This is a genomic window from Helicobacter winghamensis ATCC BAA-430 (assembly GCF_028751035.1).
Lineage (GTDB): Bacteria > Campylobacterota > Campylobacteria > Campylobacterales > Helicobacteraceae > Helicobacter_D > Helicobacter_D winghamensis.
The window spans coordinates 17,738-35,110 of the sequence record NZ_CP063533.1; the positions used below are offsets into that span (position 1 = coordinate 17,738).

The following is a 17,373-nucleotide window of genomic DNA, read 5'->3' on the forward strand; positions in this document are numbered from 1 at the left end:
GAACTTATGGAACTTTTAGCATACTTAACAGAGGGTAATGTTGCAAACTTCTTGCTTCTGCTTTTGCGCTTTGCTGGAATTATTGCATTCTTTCCCTTTTTTGAAAATCAACTCATTACTGCGCAATTAAAGGGTACTTTGATTTTCTTATTAACGATTTTTTTTATTCCACTGCTTGATGTTGTTCCACCATCAGAATGGACAATTTTGCGTTTTATTGTGGCTGGGCTTTCAGAGGTTATGTTAGGATTTCTTGCTTCAATGGCATTACAAATTGTTTTTGGCATGATTTCTTTTGGTGGGGAGCTAATTTCTTTTGCAATGGGTTTAACAATCGCAAATGCTTATGATCCTGTAACAGGGGCTCAAAAGCCTATTGTAGGACAGCTTTTAACGCTTCTTGCGCTTTTGATTATGCTAGGGCTTGATTATCATCATCTCTTTTTTTATTTTGTGAGCGAGAGTGTCAAAGAGATTCCATTAGGTGGTTTTATGTATTCTCAAAACTATATTGAATATATTATCAAGTCTTTTTCTCATATTTTTGTAATAGGGCTTACAATGTCCTTTCCTATTATTGCATTAATTTTATTAAGTGATATTATTTTTGGAATGATTATGAAAGCGCATCCACAATTTAACTTGCTAGCTATTGGGTTTCCTGTTAAGATTGCTATTGCATTTGCGGTGCTAATTGTGATTGTTCCAGCAATCATCTTGCATTTCAAAAGAGAGTTTTTAAGCGCATTTGACGCATTAACGATTCTTTTTCAAAACAGCTTTTAGACTATTTTAGAATAATCTTTCCTTTTTTTGTTTCAATTCTACCTTGTGTTTTTAGCTCTCTAATTGTACGCGAAAGAGATTCTGGACTTGTGTTTAGGTGTTTTGCAATTTCGCGTTGTGTGAGTGTATTTAGATTTTGTGTGTTTTCTTGTAAAAAGGACATTAATTTATCTTTTAGGCTTAAATGGGATTCCATAATTAGTGTTTCTAGGATTCTGATTTTTTGACAGAGTGAAGCAATAAGTTGTTGGCAGAAATGTGGATTTTCTGTGCATTGTTTTTGAAAAGCTTCAAGACTGATTTCTAAAACTTCGCAATCTTCGGTGCAAATTGCACTTGCAGGAAAAGGCTGCTTTAAGAGACTTGGCATTTCTGCTAGGAAGCTTGGAGAAGTAATATAATGTAGTGTTTTTTCTCTGGGCGCTATATCTTTAATGGGTTGTATGGACTTGTAGATTCTAACTTTTCCATTTAAAAGAATAAAAAGCTTTTTTGGATTTTCCCCTTCAAAAAATAAAATCTCATCTTTATTGAAAAATCTCTTGTAGCCTATGTTGTAAAGTAGTTTAAAATGTTCTTCCATATTGTTCCTTTTATGTGATTGCTTCATTTGGATCTATTTTATCTAAAAACTTAACTATTATCAACTTTTAAGCATTTAGGTTTAGATAATATTTCAGGATTTTATGCAAAGGTTGTAGATGGAATCTCTTTATCCTTATTTTTTGATTGTGCATTTAATGTGTGCGATTATTTTTTTAGGTTATATTTTCTGCGATGTAGTTTTTTTGAGTTTGATACGCAAGAAGTTAGGTGATGAAATTGCCAATAAAGTTTCAAGTGTTATTGGGGCGAGAAGTAAGTTTATGCCCTTGTGTTTTTTGCTTTTACTTTTAAGTGGTGGGGTAATGCTTTCTCAATATATTAATTTTGAAGTTGGATTTTTTAATACACAATTACAACAATTTTTAGTGATTAAAACAATCTTAGCATTTATAATCGGCGGAATGATTGTTATATCTTTGACTTATTTTTATTTGCTAAAAAAGCCAAATCCTTTAAAGAAGATTATACATCCTGTGGCACTTGTGCTTGGGGTTTTTATTATTTTATTGGCAAAATTAGCTTTTTATTAAGGAGATAGAATGCAAAGATTTGATGTGATTTGCAAAGAAGCTATTGATATTTTAATGGATATTTTTTATGCAAAGATTCGCAACAATAAGAATGGTGTGGGAGAGATTTTTAATAATGCTATTGGTAGAAGTGATGAAGCGTGGGAGATACATAAGCGTAAGATTTCTAATTTTTGGCAAGGAATGTTGCTTGGGGAAGGTAATTATTCTGGAGCGCCTTTAAAGACGCATTTGGATTTGCCGCCATTTCCTAGAGAGTATTTTGAAATATGGCTAGAATTGTTTGATGAGAGCTTAAGAGAGATTTTTAATGATACTATTGCAGAACAAATTTTAGGGCGTGCGCAAATGATAGCGCAACGCTTTAAATTTATGCTTTATGAAAGTAAGCACTAAAGGCGTGGAAGCCAAAATGGAATATTGTTTTGTTCTTGTAAAACGCTCGTAGCACTTCCGTGTCCGGGTAAGACAAGCATATTTTCTTGCAAGGTTAAAAACTTCTCTAAACTTGCTTTCATTGCTGTGTGTGATGAATAGGGGAAGTCGCTTCTGCCAATGGAGCGGTTAAAAATAAAATCCCCGCTAAACATTACTTTGTTCCCATTAGAAAGTGATTGTAAATCAGTGTTGGTCTGCGTGGAGTGATTTTTGCAATCTTTATGGGAGAGAATAACAATGCTACAACCGGGCGTATGCCCTGGATAGCAAACAAAAGTAATATTAAAATCTCCATGGGTAAAGGTGTTTTTACGCCCTAAATTGTCTGTATTGGAAGTTTTTTCACAGATTGTGTCCTTTTCTTTTGCGCCAATTAAAAGTGTGGGAATAGAGTTTGGTAGCCCTGTGCTAAAACAATCTTGTGCCAGCATAAAAGCATCTTCATAGGGGCAAAGCAAAGGAATATCTTTAAAATGCTTTAATAATTCTGCATTGCTCCATACATGATCAAAATGCCCGTGTGTGTTTAAAATTGCAAGAGGAGCAGTCTTTGTGCTTTCAAGTGCGTCAATCACCCAAGAGCTTGCGCCAATACCCGGATCAATGATTAAGGCTTCTTTTTTTGTTTTGCTAAAGGCTAGATAACAATTTGTTTGGTATTCCCCAAATGGCTTACAGAGAACATAAAAAAAATCGTTTTCAAAAACTTGCATAAAAATCCTTTTTTAAAGCATAAATAATTGTGGTAAAATCTTTGCAAATCTTAACGCAAAATTGCTAAAACAATACAAAAGGTAAAAAATGGAGTTTGTTGCACAACGCTTTTATCCGACAGAACCAGATTTTAGAAATCCCTTTAGCAGGGATAGAGATAGAATTATCCATAGTTCATATTTTAGGCGTTTGGAATATAAAACGCAGGTATTTTTAAATCATAGTGGAGATTATTTTCGCACGCGCTTAACGCATTCTTTGGAAGTAAGTCAGATTGCACGCACTTTAGCGGCGCATTTGGGATTGAATGCGGAGCTAGCAGAGGCAATAGCCTTAGCGCACGATTTAGGGCATACCCCATTTGGGCACGCAGGAGGAGATGAATTGGATAAAATTATGCGTAAATATGGATATAGCAATGGATTTGAGCATAATTTTCAATCTTTTCGTGTGGTAACAAAATTAGAAAAGCGCTACAAGGATTTTGATGGATTAAACCTTACTTTTGCCACACTAGAAGGGATTTTAAAGCATTCTTATCCTTATGAAAAACCCTTTTTAAACGCAAATCTTAAGGAGACTTTCAAGCTAGAGTTTCACCCAAGCCTAGAGGCGATTCTTGTAGATTTATCTGATGAAATTGCCTATCTTAGTCACGATATTGATGATGGAATTAAATACAGATTAATTACTTTTGATTCCCTAAGAGATAGTGCGCTTGTAAATAGAGCAAGAGAGTATGTAGAAAGGAAAGAAAAAATTGAAAAAAAGGATTCCATTTTTAGGCATCGCTTTACTTCACGATTAATTACTTTGCTTGTTTATGATATTGTAGAAAATAATGCAAAATTTCACCAAGAGACTCCACAATGCTTTCAATATGATGCAAAAATGCCTTTGCCAATTATTCGCACAAGAGAAATGGATAAAGAGATTAAAATTCTAAAAAAGATTTTGTTTAAATCGCTCTATCGCCACGAAGAAATCGCTAGAAAAATGTTTATGGGAAAACGCTGTGTACGAAAACTTTATGAATGTTTTAATGATGAAATTGCCTTGTTGCCAAAAGATTTGCAAGAGCGCATTGTTAGGGGAGAAAAAACACATCGTGTGTGTGCGGATTATATTGCATCTATGACAGATAGATATGCGGTTTCTTTGTATAAAGAGCTTGGTTTTTAAGGGAATTGCAATTAATCCCCTTAATTTAACTTGTTTTTTGGAATTTGTTTTTTAATAAGTTCTAATGGAGAGTTTTTGGTTTTTGTAAATTCTAAAAAGGCTTCAAATGGAATCTTAAGTGTAATCACTCCATAAGAATAAGGCATAAGTTCATAGGGCTGATAAAGAAATAAAACTTCCCCATAATCCAATAAAATAGAGTTGGAGATATTGAATTCTTCATATTTTATTAGTGGTTCGCTACGCATTTCTTTTGCAAATTTTTGATATTCTTTCCATAAAAAATCTTTGAGCGGTTTGTTGCTTGGCGTTAGAATATCAGCTAATGGAATGATATCCCCATTTTTTGATATTGTAATTCCACTTCTTGTGTGATTACCATGTGCTCCACCTGTGTATATGTAATTGTAAGTATCAAAACTTAAAAATTCCTCATCAAAATAATATAAAAAATCGCCACTTTGTTCTTCAAAAGCACTAGAAGAGAGAATTGTATCAATAGATTCTGTATCTTTTAGTAATGATTTTTTTGCTATTTTGTTAATCTCTGAAATTCCATTTTTGCAATTAAATTTTATACCATACATTTTTTCTAATATCTTTTGTATGGTTGGATCTTTAGAGCATTGAAATTTTGTTGTAATGGTTGCGCTATTATTGGATTTTCCCGTATAAGTAAAGTTTGCGACTTGTTCTTGTGTCTTGAAAGATTGTTCAAGTTTCAAATTTAAATGCTGAAATTTACCATTCTTTAGGATTCCAATAATTTCTGCATTTCTAACTTTTAAGGATATGTTTTTACATTTTAGTTCACCATTTTTTAATGGCTGTATAATTCCATCTTTTTTGTTTTCGCATCTCCCAAAATCAAATGAACCTGCATATAAAATACCTTTGTTATTTTTTGATACAAATAATTTTTGCTTTTCATTTTCTATTTTGTATGTATCGTAGGTAAAATCAATAGGTTTTGCATAAGAGCAAATGCCTAATACTAATGTGGTTGTTATAATTTTTTTCAAAAAAGTTTTTTCTGCCATTTTTTTGTTCCTTTCTTTAAAAAGAGATAGGGAATTTTACTATGATTTTAGAAGCAATGGCAGCAAAAGCTTATTTTTTATATGCATAATATAAAAATGCACCCATTCCTATAACAAACACAAATGCTAAAAACACCACCAAAATACTATCTAATACGCCCATTATTCTTCCTTTTGCGTGCTTGTTTGCTCTGTGATTTCACGCTCTCTTAGTTGTCCGCAAGCTGCGCTAATGTCTAATCCTTTAGATTCTCTAATGGTGCATAAAAGCCCTTTTTTGAGTAAAAATTCCCTAAAGGCTTCTACTTTTTCTGCGCTTGGTCTCTTGTAAATGCTGCCTTCGTGGGGATTAAAATAAATCAAATTTACTTTGGCTTTCAGTTTATTAAGTAAAGCTACAAGTTTTTTTGCACTATCTAATCCATCATTTAAGCCATCAATCACAAGATATTCAAACATCACTCTTTTGCGACTATCAATAGGGAATTGCACTACTTCATCAATCACGGCTTGGATATTGTAAGCCTTATTAATAGGCATTAGCTCGCTTCTTAGTTTATCATCAACAGCGTGCAAAGAAATTGCAAGTTGCACGCCAAGATTTAGTGTGCCTAGTTTTTTAATCTTTGGCGCGATTCCACTTGTGGAAATAGTTTGGCGGCGTGTAGAAATACTTAACCCATCAAGCTCGGCTAGGATTTTAATCGTATTTGTAACATTGTCTAAATTGTCTAATGGCTCTCCCATTCCCATATATACGATATTTATTGCTTTGTTGTGCGGAATGTTTTGCGCTTTTTTAATTGCTAAAACTTGATACACAATTTCTCCCGTGCTAAGATTTCTCACAAATCCGCCCTTAGCGGTTAAACAAAAACTACAGCCCACTTTGCAACCCACTTGGGAAGATAGACATAGGGTAAATTTATCTTCTTTCATTTTTAAAAACACCGCTTCATAGGTTAGATTATCTTGCGCTTGGAAGAGATATTTCACGCTTCCATCAAGGCTTTTTTCTTGCTTGCAAATTTGCGCACTTGTGGTGGTGAAAGTTTCTTTCAAATAGGTTTTTAACTCTTTTGGGAGATTATCCATTGCTTCAAAATCTTCTACATAACGGATATAAAGCCAGTGGTAAATTTGCTTTGCACGGAATTTTTGGAATCCTGCACTTTCAAGTTTTAAGCCTAGCGCATTAAGAGAGTAGCTAAAAATATTGTCTTTCATTGCTTGCCTAGTGTGGAATCTAATTTATCTTTGATATAGGATTCTAACTTTTGCATTGCCGTTTTGTGGTTGGCAAAAAATTCTTTTTGTGCGTCTTTGTGGATATAATTCGTGCTACAAAAGATTCCAATTGCTGGTAGTTCAAAGGTTTGTGCTACTTGCAATACGCTAAAAAACTCCATATTTTCATATAGGATCCCAAGTTTTACCATTTTTTCTGCAAGCTTAGAATCGGTACTAATGTAGTTGCTAGAGTTAATGATTTTTTGTGTTTTAGTTAAATTTTGCGTGAGCGGATTAGAATCTTTTGCCATCGTTTCACGTGAAACATTTGTTAAAAAATTATCCAAAGGTGTGTAGGATTGCCCTTGTAAAAACGAGAGTTCAATATTGCAAGCACTTGCTGTTTCAAAGACTTCTAATAAAGGTTGTACGCTAGAATAATTCCCGCAAGTGCCAACAAATACGATTTCATTGGGCTTATCGTATAGGATTGAGCGTGTAAGGTGGATAGCGGAGTCTATCAATCCCACGCCTATACTTTTTGCAAAAGCAAAGTTTTCTATTTTTCCTGCGCAATAAATCAACTTACACTTCCTTGTAATATAAATGCGATTCGTTTTTCTTAATGGTTTTTTGCTCTGGGATTTGTAAGACTTGATAGAATTTTGATTTTTCTAAAAAGGCAATTTCTATCACATCGCCCACTTTCACATCACGACTTGCTTTTACGCTTATGCCTGCAATTTTGACAACACCATTTTCAATCATATCTTGGGCGATTGCACGCCTTTTTACAATATTTACCGCATTTAAAAACTTATCCACTCGCATTGTTATCCTTATTATTTGTGGAATTCTAGCTAAAATAATATTAATTTGTCTAAGGGTATAATGCGATTGACATTTACACAGGAGATTTAAAATGCAAAAAAACTTCAAAAAAGTGGTTCTAGCATATAGTGGCGGATTAGACACAAGCGTGATTTTAAAGTGGCTTGGTGATACCTATGGTTGTGAGGTGGTAACATTTACAGCTGATATTGGGCAAGGTGAGGAAGTAGAGCCTGCAAGAGCAAAGGCGCAAAAACTTGGAATCAAGCCTGAAAATATCTTTATTGAGGATTTAAGAGAGGAATTTATCCGCGATTTTGTATTCCCTATGTTTAGAGCAAATACAATTTATGAGGGGGAGTATTTGCTTGGAACAAGCATTGCGCGCCCACTTATCGCAAAGCGTTTAGTGGAGATTGCTAAACAAGTTGGGGCTGATGCGATTTCGCACGGAGCAACAGGCAAAGGAAATGATCAAGTGCGCTTTGAAATTGGTGCATACGCATTAAACCCTGATATTAAAGTGATTGCCCCTTGGAGAGAGTGGGATTTAAATAGCCGTGAAAAGTTGCTTGCATATGCTGAAAACGCTGGAATTCCTATTGAAAAAAAGGCAAACAAATCGCCCTATTCAATGGATGCAAATCTTTTGCACATTAGCTATGAAGGACAGATTTTAGAAGATCCTAGCGTTGCGCCTGAAGAGGATATGTGGCGTTGGAGCGTTTCGCCCAAAAATGCTCCAGATACTCCAACAATTCTTACAATAGAGTTTAAAAACGGAGATGGAATCGCAATTAATGGAGAGAAACTAAGTCCTGCAAGCTTTTGGGAGAAACTTAACAAGCTTGCAGGAGAAAATGGAATAGGGCGTTTAGACTTGGTAGAAAATCGTTATGTGGGAATGAAATCACGCGGTTGTTATGAAACTCCGGGAGGGACAATTTATTTAAAGGCACACCGCGCCATAGAATCGCTATGCCTTGATAGAGAGGAAGCGCATTTAAAAGATGAGATTATGCCAAAATACGCAAGTTTAATTTACAATGGATATTGGTTTAGTCCAGAGAGAGAAGCCTTGCAAGCATTGATTGATAAAACACAAGAAAAAGTTGAGGGAATCGTGCGTTTGGAGCTTTATAAAGGTAATGTTACTATTTTAGGCAGAGAGTCTAAAAACTCACTCTTTAATGCAGCTTATAGCACTTTTGAAGAAGATTCTGTGTATAACCAAAAAGACGCTGGCGGTTTTATCAAACTTAATGCTCTAAGATTTATAATTGCTGGAAAAACACGCAAATAATGCAAGCTTAGTGAGTATGCAAAAGAGAAATATGGCGATTCTTTAGAGTTTTTGTGGAGAAATTCTAAGAATGCCATTTGTGCATTGTAGCACATCTGCCTAGATACTGCCCTAAATCAAGCCTATATATCTCCATCTAACTTGCACCCAAAGAGATATTCAAACTCTACGCTACCATCTGTTATCATCATCAAATAGCGTGAAAATAGTTCATTCACACGCATTTTTAAGAATCCTAGCCTTGCATTACTCGCATCAATGCTATATATCGTGCCACCGCCATTTATATCATAGATATGTGCGTGGTGTGTCTTTGTGTATGCCTCATAGCTATCGCGGAGTTTAAGCCACGCTCTTTGCTCTTCTAGCAGTGTGTCTTGCTCTTTTTTTCCACTTTGAATATTGGGCTCGTGGGAGAAAGCCCCTGTCGGTGTGGTTTTGCCTTTCTTTTTGAGTTCAGTGCGGTAGAGTTTGTAGTATTTGTTTAAAAGCTTGTCATACTCATTATAGCCATAATTAAGTGAAGCTAAAATGCCTTGTGTTGAGCCTAGCACTTCGCTTAAGGTTCGCATTTCACAATTAATTTGCGTTGTTTCAAAGAGATAGGTTTGCTCTTGCTTGTTTTTAGGATTGAAATCAAAATTAGCCATATCGCATTGCTTGTTGATATACTCTTGCTTGTCTTTGCTTACATTATATTCCTTAAACAACTTTTGCAAACTCTCATTAGCAAAAGTCGTATTTGCAAACGCCATAAACGCCAAAGGCACTAGAATCTTAGCCCTTGTGTAAGCCTTAAATAATTTTATAAAAACACTCATAAATCACCGTCTTTGTTAATTTTGTTAATTGAGATATTATGCAAGATTCCTGTAAAATGCCTTTTGTGTCAAATATTTAGTATAATTTGTGTTGCTTCTTTCAAATCTTTCGCCCTATGTGTTGCGTTTGGTGCTTCATTGCCCCCGACTAGAATGCGTGTTTTTACGCCCACTTTAAGTCCTGCTTGCATATCTGTATCTTTATCACCTAAAATATAGGAATTGTAATTTTCAAGGTTTAGATTGAAGTCTTTTAAGGCTTGTTCTAGCATTTTAGCATTAGGCTTGCGACAAGCACAATGCTCTTCTTTGGTGTGTGGGCAGAAATACACACCATCAAAGCCTATGTTTTTAGGTATAAAACCACTTTCACGCAAAGGAATCATAAGGCAAGATTTAATACAGCTTTGCATAAAAGAAGTAAGAATTTCAAAGTCTTTTTGTGTAAAAATTCCACGATTAATGCCCGATTGATTGGTAACCACAAAGCACAAAGCATCTTGCTTTTTAAGCTCTAAAAACAGCTCCATAAAAAAGGGCGCAAAATAAAAGGTATCAATCTTATATCCATAAGGCGCATCTTCAAGATTTATCACATCATCGCGGTCAAAAAACACAACTTTGCGCTTTTTAGGTTCCAAACTCATCGCGCAAATACCCCAAAAAGTTTTTGCATTTTAATGCCAAAAAGATAAAAAAGCGGAGTGTTTGCAAAAGCGAAAATAAACTTCATTAGGTAGTCTCCAAGCATTAGCATTAGTACATTTTGCCAAGGCATTACAAACAAAAACGCAATGTGAAAGAAGATCATCGTGTCAATAAACTGCGAAAATGCTGTGCTTCCAGCACTTCTTAGCCACCAAATTTTAGGAAGCTTAGATTTAATCCAGTAAAACGCATAAACATCGGCTTGTTGAGAGATGAAAAACGCGCTCACGCTTGCAATAGCGATTCTAAACTCTGCTAAAAACATTGAAGGGATAAAGGCAAAAAGGATTCCAAATCGCACGACCTTTAGCACTTCTTGCTTGGTGTAGCGTTCTGCTAGAATGTCGGCTAAAAGAAAGGTGAAAGGATAGGTAAGCGCTCCATAAGTGAAAAAGTCATTTAAAGGAAATTGCACAAGGTAGTTTGATGCAACAATAAGTGCGGTAAAAACAGCCACAGAGAAAATCATTACAGCATTTGACATTGGAATCCTTTTTGGAAATTCGTTGCGTATTGTATGGTTTTGGGCTTTAAGATTCCATAAGTCTTTAAAAGTTTGTAAATGCTACGCCAAAAAATCGCTCTCCAAAGGATCCCGGAGAGATAAGCGATCGGATCTTGCCGCTTTGGTACATATAGGTTTCTAAGCCAAATTTTTCAATATACCACGCACACATTTTATCTAGCCCCATTTCCACTAACGCTCGATTTTGACGATGGATAAATAAAGTTTTGCCAAAGCGCAAAAAAGCTTGCTCCCAAAGTGTAAAATTAACATCATAGGTTATATCCATAAGCGCGAAGTTTTTTAAAATTTCTTGGTTGTAGTTTTGTGTTGTGGAATCCAAAAAAAGATTTTCTGTTGTGTGGTTTTGATAAAAGCGTAAGGAAAAGGTGTTACGTGGCTCTAAACTGCCATAATCAAAGCTTAAAAAAAGCCATTTAGGTGCGGAATTTGCCAAGGATTCCACAAAACTAAAGGAGTGTAAAGGGATCTCACCCTTTGTAATATGAAACGCCCTTGCAATCTCAAGCGCTTCTTTGCTGGCTGGCTCAAAGGTAAGCTTTAGGCTGTCTTTATCAACAAAAGCCATTTTGTCATTCCAAACTAACTCGCAAGCAAAGGCGTCTAAAAGCTCATTGCTAACAAAAAGAATGCAGTCATATTGTGCGTCTTTTAGTGTTTTAAAATCACAAAAAGTATGAAATGCTAAATTAGGATTCCGCCTTTTAAAGGTGTCTTGTTGCAAGTTTTGCAAGGAAACTAGCGGTTCAAGCGTGGCAAAATCTAGTGTTTGTTTGGGATTAAAAGCATTAAAAAACTCTGCAATATCTGCGATTAAATCCCCTTTTTCACTACCAATTTCTACAAGCGCAATTTTGCCCTTTAGAGATTTTAGGATAGAGTGCAAATAAAAGCCTAAAGTATAGCCAAAAAACTTTCCTGTGCTAACGCTTGTATAAAAGTCTAAATCCTTGCCAACGCGCACTTGTTGATAGTAGCCTTTTTTACCAAAAATAGCCCCATTGCCATAGAGCCATTCTTGCATAAAATTACCAAAGGTTAATTTATTGGAATCTAGCATTATTGATAGAGTTTTTCATCTAATTTTACGATTCCATTCTCTCCACAAACGCGACAATTTGGATTGCGTTTAATGGTGATGGTTCTAAACTCTAGTGAGCGCACATCGCAAGTTAAAAGCTTGTTAAATAGAGGTTCGCCAACGCCTGTGATGATTTTTATCACTTCGCTTGCCTCAATACAGCCAAATAATCCAGCAGTTGCGCCTAGAATCCCAACGCTTGCACTTGTTGGCATTTCGCTTTTTGGGGGTTCGTTAAACAGACAAGCATAGCACGCACTCTCTTTTGGCTTCACACTCATTGCCTGTCCGCTAAAGGCAAGCGCACTTCCGCGCACTAAGATTTTATTTGCTAGCACGCACGCATCGTTGATTAAAAACTTTGCATTAAACACATCAGTGGCTTCCACTATAATATCGTAATTATTGATATATGTTAAGATATTTTGTGGTGTTAGGTATTCTCTAAAAACTTCTAAATTTAAGCTTGGATTGAGTAATCGCAATTTTTCAAAGGCGGAATCGGCTTTATTTTTGTTTAAGTCTTGTGTGTTGTGTAAAATTTGTCTTTGTAAATTACTAGTATCTAGCACATCTCCATCACAAATTCCTAAATTTCCCACGCCTGCTGCTGCAAGATAGTATAAAATCGGTGAGCCAAGTCCGCCAGCTCCAGCTACAAAGACGCGCGCATTCTTGAGTTTAAGCTGTCCTTCTTGCCCAATTCCAGCAAGTAAAATATTGCGTTTATAGCGTTCTAATTCCTCTTGTGTAAATTCCATTATAATCCTTTTTTGTATTTTTCATACCAAACTTCAAGCGCAAATAAGCTCCAAAGCATTTTTGCGCGCTTTTCTTTTGGATAAAGATGAGGTTTAAAACAAAGAGAATCTATTATATTTTTTTCTAAAAACTCTTGCGCGATTTTAGTGTGTGCGAGTGTGTCAAAAATAAGCGCTTGCAACTCCCCATCAATCCACATAGCTAAAGGCACTTCAAAGCCACGCTTTGGCGCATTGCAGACTGCTTTATTAAGGTGCTTTTCCGCAAGTTTTCTTAAGAGATATTTGGTAGTTTTTCCTTGCACTTTTAATCTGTCATCTAAGCGCGGAGCAAACTCTACAAGAGCTTTAGAGAGAAATGGAGAGCGCCCTTCTAGGGAATGAGCCATTGTCGCAATATCCATTTTAGGAAGCAAATCGCAAAGCAATAAATGTTTTGCGTCTAAAAGTAGCATTTTGGATAATGGGGATAAGTTACTTTTAAAAATGGATTCCACATTTTCTTTAAAACTAGAAAGGGTGGCAAAATTATAAAATCCTACAAAAATATCCGTTGTTGCACGCAAATAATATTCTGTTAAATCCCTTTTATATGCGTTTGCCATTTGTAAAAGGCGGTAAAAATAGTTATACAAAGATTGTTTATTGTTAGGGTTTGGGAGCAAGTTTGCAAGCGCACCAAAAGGGAGAATCTTATTAACTAGCAAATGTCCAACATAGCGACGATAACCGCCAAAGAGTTCATCTGCGCCATCGCCATTTAAAATCACGCTTAAATGCTCTTTTGCTGCCTTTGCCACATAATAGCTAGGGATTGCGGAGCTATCAAAAAAGGGACGACCATAGTTTTGTAAAATCTTTGGAGCATCATCTTTTAAATTTGTGCTGATTTTTAGCGTTGTATGTGCAGTATTGTAGCGTTTTGCAGTTGCTTCTGCAAGGTTGGACTCATCAAAGCTAGAGTTTTCAAAACTCACTGTGAAAGTGCGGAGCTTTGGTGTAATTTGTGAGCTTAATGCGACAATTAGTGAGCTATCAATCCCACCGCTTAAAAATGCGCCAACTTCTAAATCAGAAGATTCTATGCGATTTTTAATGCTTTGCTTAAGTAAGGCTTCACAGGTTTGCAAGGCTTCTAATTCGTCTGTGATTTTTGGGGCTTTGTAGCAAGCTTCTAAGTCAAAATAGGGCTTAATTTCTAAGGAATGCGTGTTTAAATCTAGGATTCCATAGTTTGCATTTGGAAGTGAAAAAGTGTTTTTATAAGGTGTGCCATCATGGTAGAAAAAGCCGCTTTTAAGATAAAAATTTAATGATTCAAAGTTGATTTCTAAGGGGCTTTCAACTAGAGCTTGGAGCGTGTTAAGTTCGCTCACAAAGGCAAATTGTTTGGAATCTTGATAGAAAAACAAGGGCTTTTTCCCCATTCTATCGCGCGCAAAATAGACTTTTTGTGCGGTTTTGTCATAAAGAGCAAATGCAAACATTCCATCAAAGGCGTTTAAATCTTGCAAAAATGCTTCACCATACTTTGCAAAAAGTGCCAAAATCGTTTCTGTATCACTATGTGTTTTAAAAGGAAAATCAAGGGTTTTTCTAAAATCTAAGTGATTATAAATTTCTCCATTAAACACTAGACATAGGTTGCCATATTGCATAGGCTGGTGAGCTAAGGGGCTTAAATCTTGGATGCTTAAGCGCGCGTGAAAAAATTGCAACAAGCCCCATTTTGTGGAATCATAAAATGCTCCTTTGGAGTCTGGTCCTCTATGGCGCATTAATGGGTAAATGCGTTCATTGGGAAGTTTTTGTCCATTTATTGAACCAGCGATTCCGCACATTTAGAGTCCTTTAAGTGATAGATGCGCACGCTATCTCCGCTAGCGCATACATTTTGGGGAAGTTTTTGGAAAATCATTAAAGAAATAATATTACTCTTTAGATAATCAACGCTTAATAATAGCGAATTTTGCCCTAAATTAATTTGTGTTAAGAGTGTATTTGTGCCGTTAATTGTCGTATTAAAATTTAACTTTGTGTTATCAAAAAAGACAAAAACACTAGTATTTTTTAAAGATTTGCCATTTTCTGGATTTAAATTTGCAAAAAGATTAATGTTTGCAAGAAGTGGTAAAACGCGCATGGGTAGCACCCAATACACTTGCGCATTATGCGCTAGAGAGATATTTTTATAACCTTGCGTTAAGGAATCTAAAAATTCTTTTGAATCTGCATTTTTTAGCATTAAAGAAAAAATACGATTCCACACTTTAGGATCAGTGTTTTGCAGATATTGAGCAAGTAGCATTGAAAAATTATAAAATAATTCTTTAGAATCACTTAACAAAATCTTGGCAATGGGGTAATTAACCGCCCCAGAGTGCCGTCCTCCGTCTAAAAAAACCTGTGCTTTTGTGAAATAACGTAACGCATAACCATAATCCCACCAAGAAAAGATAAAGTCATTTGTGCTAAGTTTGGAATCCAAAACTTTAAAGGCTTGGATTTCTTGTGCTGATAAAATAGGTTTTGGGATAGAATAAGTGATTGTTATGAGCGATAAGGGCAGAATAATAGAGCTTGTAAATATGCAAAGTTGTAAATAGCGGTAGCATTTCGCATAAAAAAAGAGCAAAGATAGCGCAACTCCAAGTGCTATAAGTGGCACTAAAAAGAAGCTAAAACGCACGCCAAGTTTAAGGGAGAAAAATCCCAAAAAACAAAAAGGAAGCAAAAAAAGGCTAAGATAAAGCAAGGGTTTATTAGGGTTTTGGCGCGAAATTAAAGCTTTAAAAAAGATAAAAATAGCATTATAAAGCAAAATCCCAAAGCCTAAAATTCCAAGTGTGAAAATCAAAATTCCACCACTTCGCGCAACTAGCACAGATAGCGTTGTGGGGCTTGTTTCTAAAATCGCATTAACAACAGAAGCAAACACAAGGTTGCTTGCGTGCTGAGTTGAACCAAAGATATAGGCGTTAATTTGCGCAATTAATGGGTTAAACAAACCAAAGGTAGTGGCATAAATAATAGCGATTCCAAAGTAGAACCAAATACCTTTTGGGTAGAGTCTAAAGGCAAGAAGCAAAATAATGAGTGTTAGCAGGCAAAAAGGCGATGGCGTTAAAATCACAAAGAAAACGCTAGCCAGCATTAAATGAGTTTTAGAAATCACGTGCAAACGCAATGCGCAAAGAATCTCCACACATAAAAATAGCAAAAATCCTAGCAAAAATAAATTTTGGATTCCATTGTGCCAATTAATTGCAAGAAAGCCAAAAAGCACGAATAAAACAAGGGATAAAAAGCGTTGAGTTTGTATAAAGCGTAGCAAAAAAAGCAATGCGCACAAAGGAAGCGTTAATAAAAGCATATCTGTATCAAAATACCCCGCGCCAACGCGCTGATAAAAGCTTGGCAAAAACAAGGCAATTAGGCTAGCAAGGAAAGCGATAAAGGCTAGGGAGTTTTTAGAAAAATAGCGTTTTTGCGCCAAGAGATTAAGGTTAAAATAAGTTAGAGCGTAAAGGGTGGGTGCAAGTGTCGCGCTAAAAATCACGCTTGAAAAACCTAGAGAGAAGCTCAAGGAAGTGCATTTTGCAAGGATTCCACCTAATAGGGACAAAAAAGGAAGCGTAGAGAGTGCGTGAAAAATTCTCTGAACGCTTGGAGCATTTAAAATCTCTAAAAACTCTCTTGTGCCTTTTGCGTAATGGTAGGCGTCAAAGGAGGTGAGAATTAGAGTATTGCTTATGAAGTTTTTAGGATTGTCTAAAAGAAGTTTAAAGTCTAAATAATGGAATCCAAAATGAATACTACAAAGAATAGTGATAAAAAGGAAGTGGATAGAGAATTTGTTTAGAATGTAAAAGTTGGAATAAGATTTTAGCATATTGTGAGAATTGCGTTAAAAATCTCTTTAAAGAGATAAGGCTCCCAAAGGAACCTTGCAAAAAAAGCCATTATCTTTTTGAGAATTGAGGGCTTCTTCTTGCCTTGCGCTTTCCGTATTTTTTACGCTCAACAACTCTAGAATCACGCGTTAATAAGCCTTTTGGCTTAAGGATTGCTCTAAAGTTTTTGTCGTAGAGCGCTAGAGCTTTAGAGATTCCGTGGCGTAATGCTTCAGCCTGCGCAGAGTAGCCACTACCTTGAGTTTGTGCAACGATATCTACGCTTTTTTCTTGTTTTGTTAGCAATAAAGGCTGCATAACTTTCATTTTGATAGCTTCGTGCCCGCCAAGCCAGTCGTTAAGATTTGTTTCATTAATGCTAAGTTTTCCAGTCCCCGGAGCTAGCCAAACTTTTGCGATTGCTGTTTTTCTTTTACCTGTTGCATAAATTTTTGCCATTCTTCAATCCTTATTTTGAAACTTGTGCGCTATGTGGGTGATTTGCATCACAATAAACTTTTAGCTTCTTAAGCATTGCGCGTCCTAATTTTGTCTTAGGAAGCATACCTCTAACTGCTAGCTTGTAAAGTTTTTCTGGGTGTTTTTCTAACATTTCTTTTAGTGTTTTAGATTTTGTGCTTCCAAAATAGCCAGAATGTGTAAAATACTCTTTGTCCTCTAGCTTCATACCGCTAAACTTAGCCTTTGGCGCATTAATAACAATAACAAAATCTCCACAATCTACATTTGGTGTATAGAGTGGCTTGTGCTTACCTCTAAGCAGTGTCGCGATTTCTGTTATAAGACGACCAAAAGTTTTTCCCTCTGCATCTAAAACAACCCATTCGCGCTTAATTTCATTGGCTTTTGCCATTTTGGTAATATTCATTGCGTTGCCTTTCCTAAAAATATTTTACTTAAAA

At 35.8% G+C, this 17,373-nt stretch carries 20 protein-coding genes; 5 read left to right on the top strand and 15 right to left on the bottom strand.

The window, feature by feature from the left end; all coding sequences use genetic code 11:
- The first annotated feature begins 6 nt into the window (after positions 1–6).
- On the top strand, positions 7–786 hold the full coding sequence (gene fliR, locus IP358_RS00070; protein WP_006802304.1) for a flagellar biosynthetic protein FliR: 780 nt from the start codon (positions 7–9) through the stop codon (positions 784–786).
- Between the two features lies 1 nt (position 787).
- On the opposite strand, the gene IP358_RS00075 is transcribed toward fliR, so the two are convergent.
- On the bottom strand, positions 788–1,369 hold the full coding sequence (locus tag IP358_RS00075) for a Crp/Fnr family transcriptional regulator (protein WP_040498323.1): 582 nt from the start codon (positions 1,367–1,369) through the stop codon (positions 788–790).
- Positions 1,370–1,487: 118 nt separating this feature from the next.
- Here IP358_RS00075 and IP358_RS00080 point away from each other — a divergent pair, with 118 nt between their 5' ends.
- Positions 1,488–1,922, top strand: coding sequence for a hypothetical protein (locus tag IP358_RS00080; RefSeq protein ID WP_006802302.1), 435 nt, complete (start codon positions 1,488–1,490; stop codon positions 1,920–1,922).
- 9 nt (positions 1,923–1,931) lie between these two features.
- Positions 1,932–2,318 (top strand): group III truncated hemoglobin, encoded by a 387-nt coding sequence (locus IP358_RS00085; protein WP_006802301.1) that lies wholly within the window; start codon positions 1,932–1,934, stop codon positions 2,316–2,318.
- Here the strand turns inward: IP358_RS00085 and IP358_RS00090 are convergent.
- Positions 2,315–3,073, bottom strand: coding sequence for an MBL fold metallo-hydrolase (locus IP358_RS00090; protein WP_006802300.1), 759 nt, complete (start codon positions 3,071–3,073; stop codon positions 2,315–2,317). The two genes, IP358_RS00085 and IP358_RS00090, sit on opposite strands and share 4 nt — an antisense overlap.
- Positions 3,074–3,161: 88 nt before the next feature.
- Here IP358_RS00090 and IP358_RS00095 point away from each other — a divergent pair, with 88 nt between their 5' ends.
- The gene (locus IP358_RS00095) at positions 3,162–4,256 is read left to right on the top strand and encodes a deoxyguanosinetriphosphate triphosphohydrolase (RefSeq protein ID WP_006802299.1); all 1,095 of its coding nucleotides are present in this window, start codon (positions 3,162–3,164) and stop codon (positions 4,254–4,256) included.
- 20 nt (positions 4,257–4,276) lie between these two features.
- On the opposite strand, the gene IP358_RS00100 is transcribed toward IP358_RS00095, so the two are convergent.
- The 4 genes from IP358_RS00100 to IP358_RS00115 all read right to left on the bottom strand — a co-directional run bounded on the left by IP358_RS00100 (position 4,277) and on the right by IP358_RS00115 (position 7,357).
- Positions 4,277–5,296, bottom strand: coding sequence for a DUF3298 and DUF4163 domain-containing protein (locus IP358_RS00100; RefSeq protein ID WP_006802298.1), 1,020 nt, complete (start codon positions 5,294–5,296; stop codon positions 4,277–4,279).
- 162 nt (positions 5,297–5,458) lie between these two features.
- On the bottom strand, positions 5,459–6,523 hold the full coding sequence (gene rlmN / locus IP358_RS00105) for a 23S rRNA (adenine(2503)-C(2))-methyltransferase RlmN (RefSeq protein ID WP_006802297.1): 1,065 nt from the start codon (positions 6,521–6,523) through the stop codon (positions 5,459–5,461).
- A complete protein-coding gene (locus IP358_RS00110; RefSeq protein ID WP_040498322.1) occupies positions 6,520–7,110 on the bottom strand; it encodes a phosphorylase family protein in 591 nt (196 codons plus the stop codon). Before IP358_RS00110 ends, rlmN begins: the two co-directional genes overlap by 4 nt.
- 1 nt (position 7,111) lies before the next feature.
- Complete coding sequence (locus IP358_RS00115) at positions 7,112–7,357, bottom strand: RNA-binding S4 domain-containing protein (protein WP_006802295.1); 246 nt, start codon at positions 7,355–7,357, stop codon at positions 7,112–7,114.
- Between the two features lie 91 nt (positions 7,358–7,448).
- Here IP358_RS00115 and IP358_RS00120 point away from each other — a divergent pair, with 91 nt between their 5' ends.
- Entirely contained in the window at positions 7,449–8,660 is a 1,212-nt protein-coding gene (locus tag IP358_RS00120; protein WP_006802294.1) for an argininosuccinate synthase, read from the top strand.
- 122 nt (positions 8,661–8,782) lie between these two features.
- Here IP358_RS00120 and IP358_RS00125 read toward each other — a convergent pair whose 3' ends face one another.
- From IP358_RS00125 to rplM, 9 genes are all read right to left on the bottom strand, one after another.
- Positions 8,783–9,481 carry a lysozyme inhibitor LprI family protein gene (locus tag IP358_RS00125; RefSeq protein WP_006802293.1) on the bottom strand — a complete coding sequence of 233 codons (699 nt, stop codon included), beginning with the start codon at positions 9,479–9,481 and terminating at the stop codon, positions 8,783–8,785.
- A gap of 68 nt (positions 9,482–9,549) precedes the next feature.
- The gene (locus tag IP358_RS00130) at positions 9,550–10,128 is read right to left on the bottom strand and encodes a D-glycero-alpha-D-manno-heptose-1,7-bisphosphate 7-phosphatase (RefSeq protein WP_006802292.1); all 579 of its coding nucleotides are present in this window, start codon (positions 10,126–10,128) and stop codon (positions 9,550–9,552) included.
- Complete coding sequence (locus IP358_RS00135) at positions 10,125–10,673, bottom strand: queuosine precursor transporter (RefSeq protein ID WP_006802291.1); 549 nt, start codon at positions 10,671–10,673, stop codon at positions 10,125–10,127. The genes IP358_RS00130 and IP358_RS00135 overlap by 4 nt, the downstream gene beginning before the upstream one ends.
- Before the next feature lie 64 nt (positions 10,674–10,737).
- Complete coding sequence (locus IP358_RS00140; RefSeq protein WP_169302234.1) at positions 10,738–11,739, bottom strand: SAM-dependent methyltransferase; 1,002 nt, start codon at positions 11,737–11,739, stop codon at positions 10,738–10,740.
- Positions 11,740–11,774: 35 nt separating this feature from the next.
- A complete protein-coding gene (locus IP358_RS00145) occupies positions 11,775–12,557 on the bottom strand; it encodes a HesA/MoeB/ThiF family protein (protein ID WP_006802289.1) in 783 nt (260 codons plus the stop codon).
- The gene (gene asnB / locus IP358_RS00150) at positions 12,557–14,398 is read right to left on the bottom strand and encodes an asparagine synthase (glutamine-hydrolyzing) (RefSeq protein ID WP_006802288.1); all 1,842 of its coding nucleotides are present in this window, start codon (positions 14,396–14,398) and stop codon (positions 12,557–12,559) included. Before asnB ends, IP358_RS00145 begins: the two co-directional genes overlap by 1 nt.
- Complete coding sequence (locus tag IP358_RS00155; RefSeq protein ID WP_006802287.1) at positions 14,374–16,449, bottom strand: STT3 domain-containing protein; 2,076 nt, start codon at positions 16,447–16,449, stop codon at positions 14,374–14,376. The genes asnB and IP358_RS00155 overlap by 25 nt, the downstream gene beginning before the upstream one ends.
- Before the next feature lie 70 nt (positions 16,450–16,519).
- Positions 16,520–16,909 (bottom strand): 30S ribosomal protein S9, encoded by a 390-nt coding sequence (rpsI, locus tag IP358_RS00160; protein WP_006802286.1) that lies wholly within the window; start codon positions 16,907–16,909, stop codon positions 16,520–16,522.
- A gap of 10 nt (positions 16,910–16,919) precedes the next feature.
- Positions 16,920–17,333 (bottom strand): 50S ribosomal protein L13, encoded by a 414-nt coding sequence (rplM, locus tag IP358_RS00165; protein ID WP_180322675.1) that lies wholly within the window; start codon positions 17,331–17,333, stop codon positions 16,920–16,922.
- Positions 17,334–17,373 lie beyond the last annotated feature (40 nt).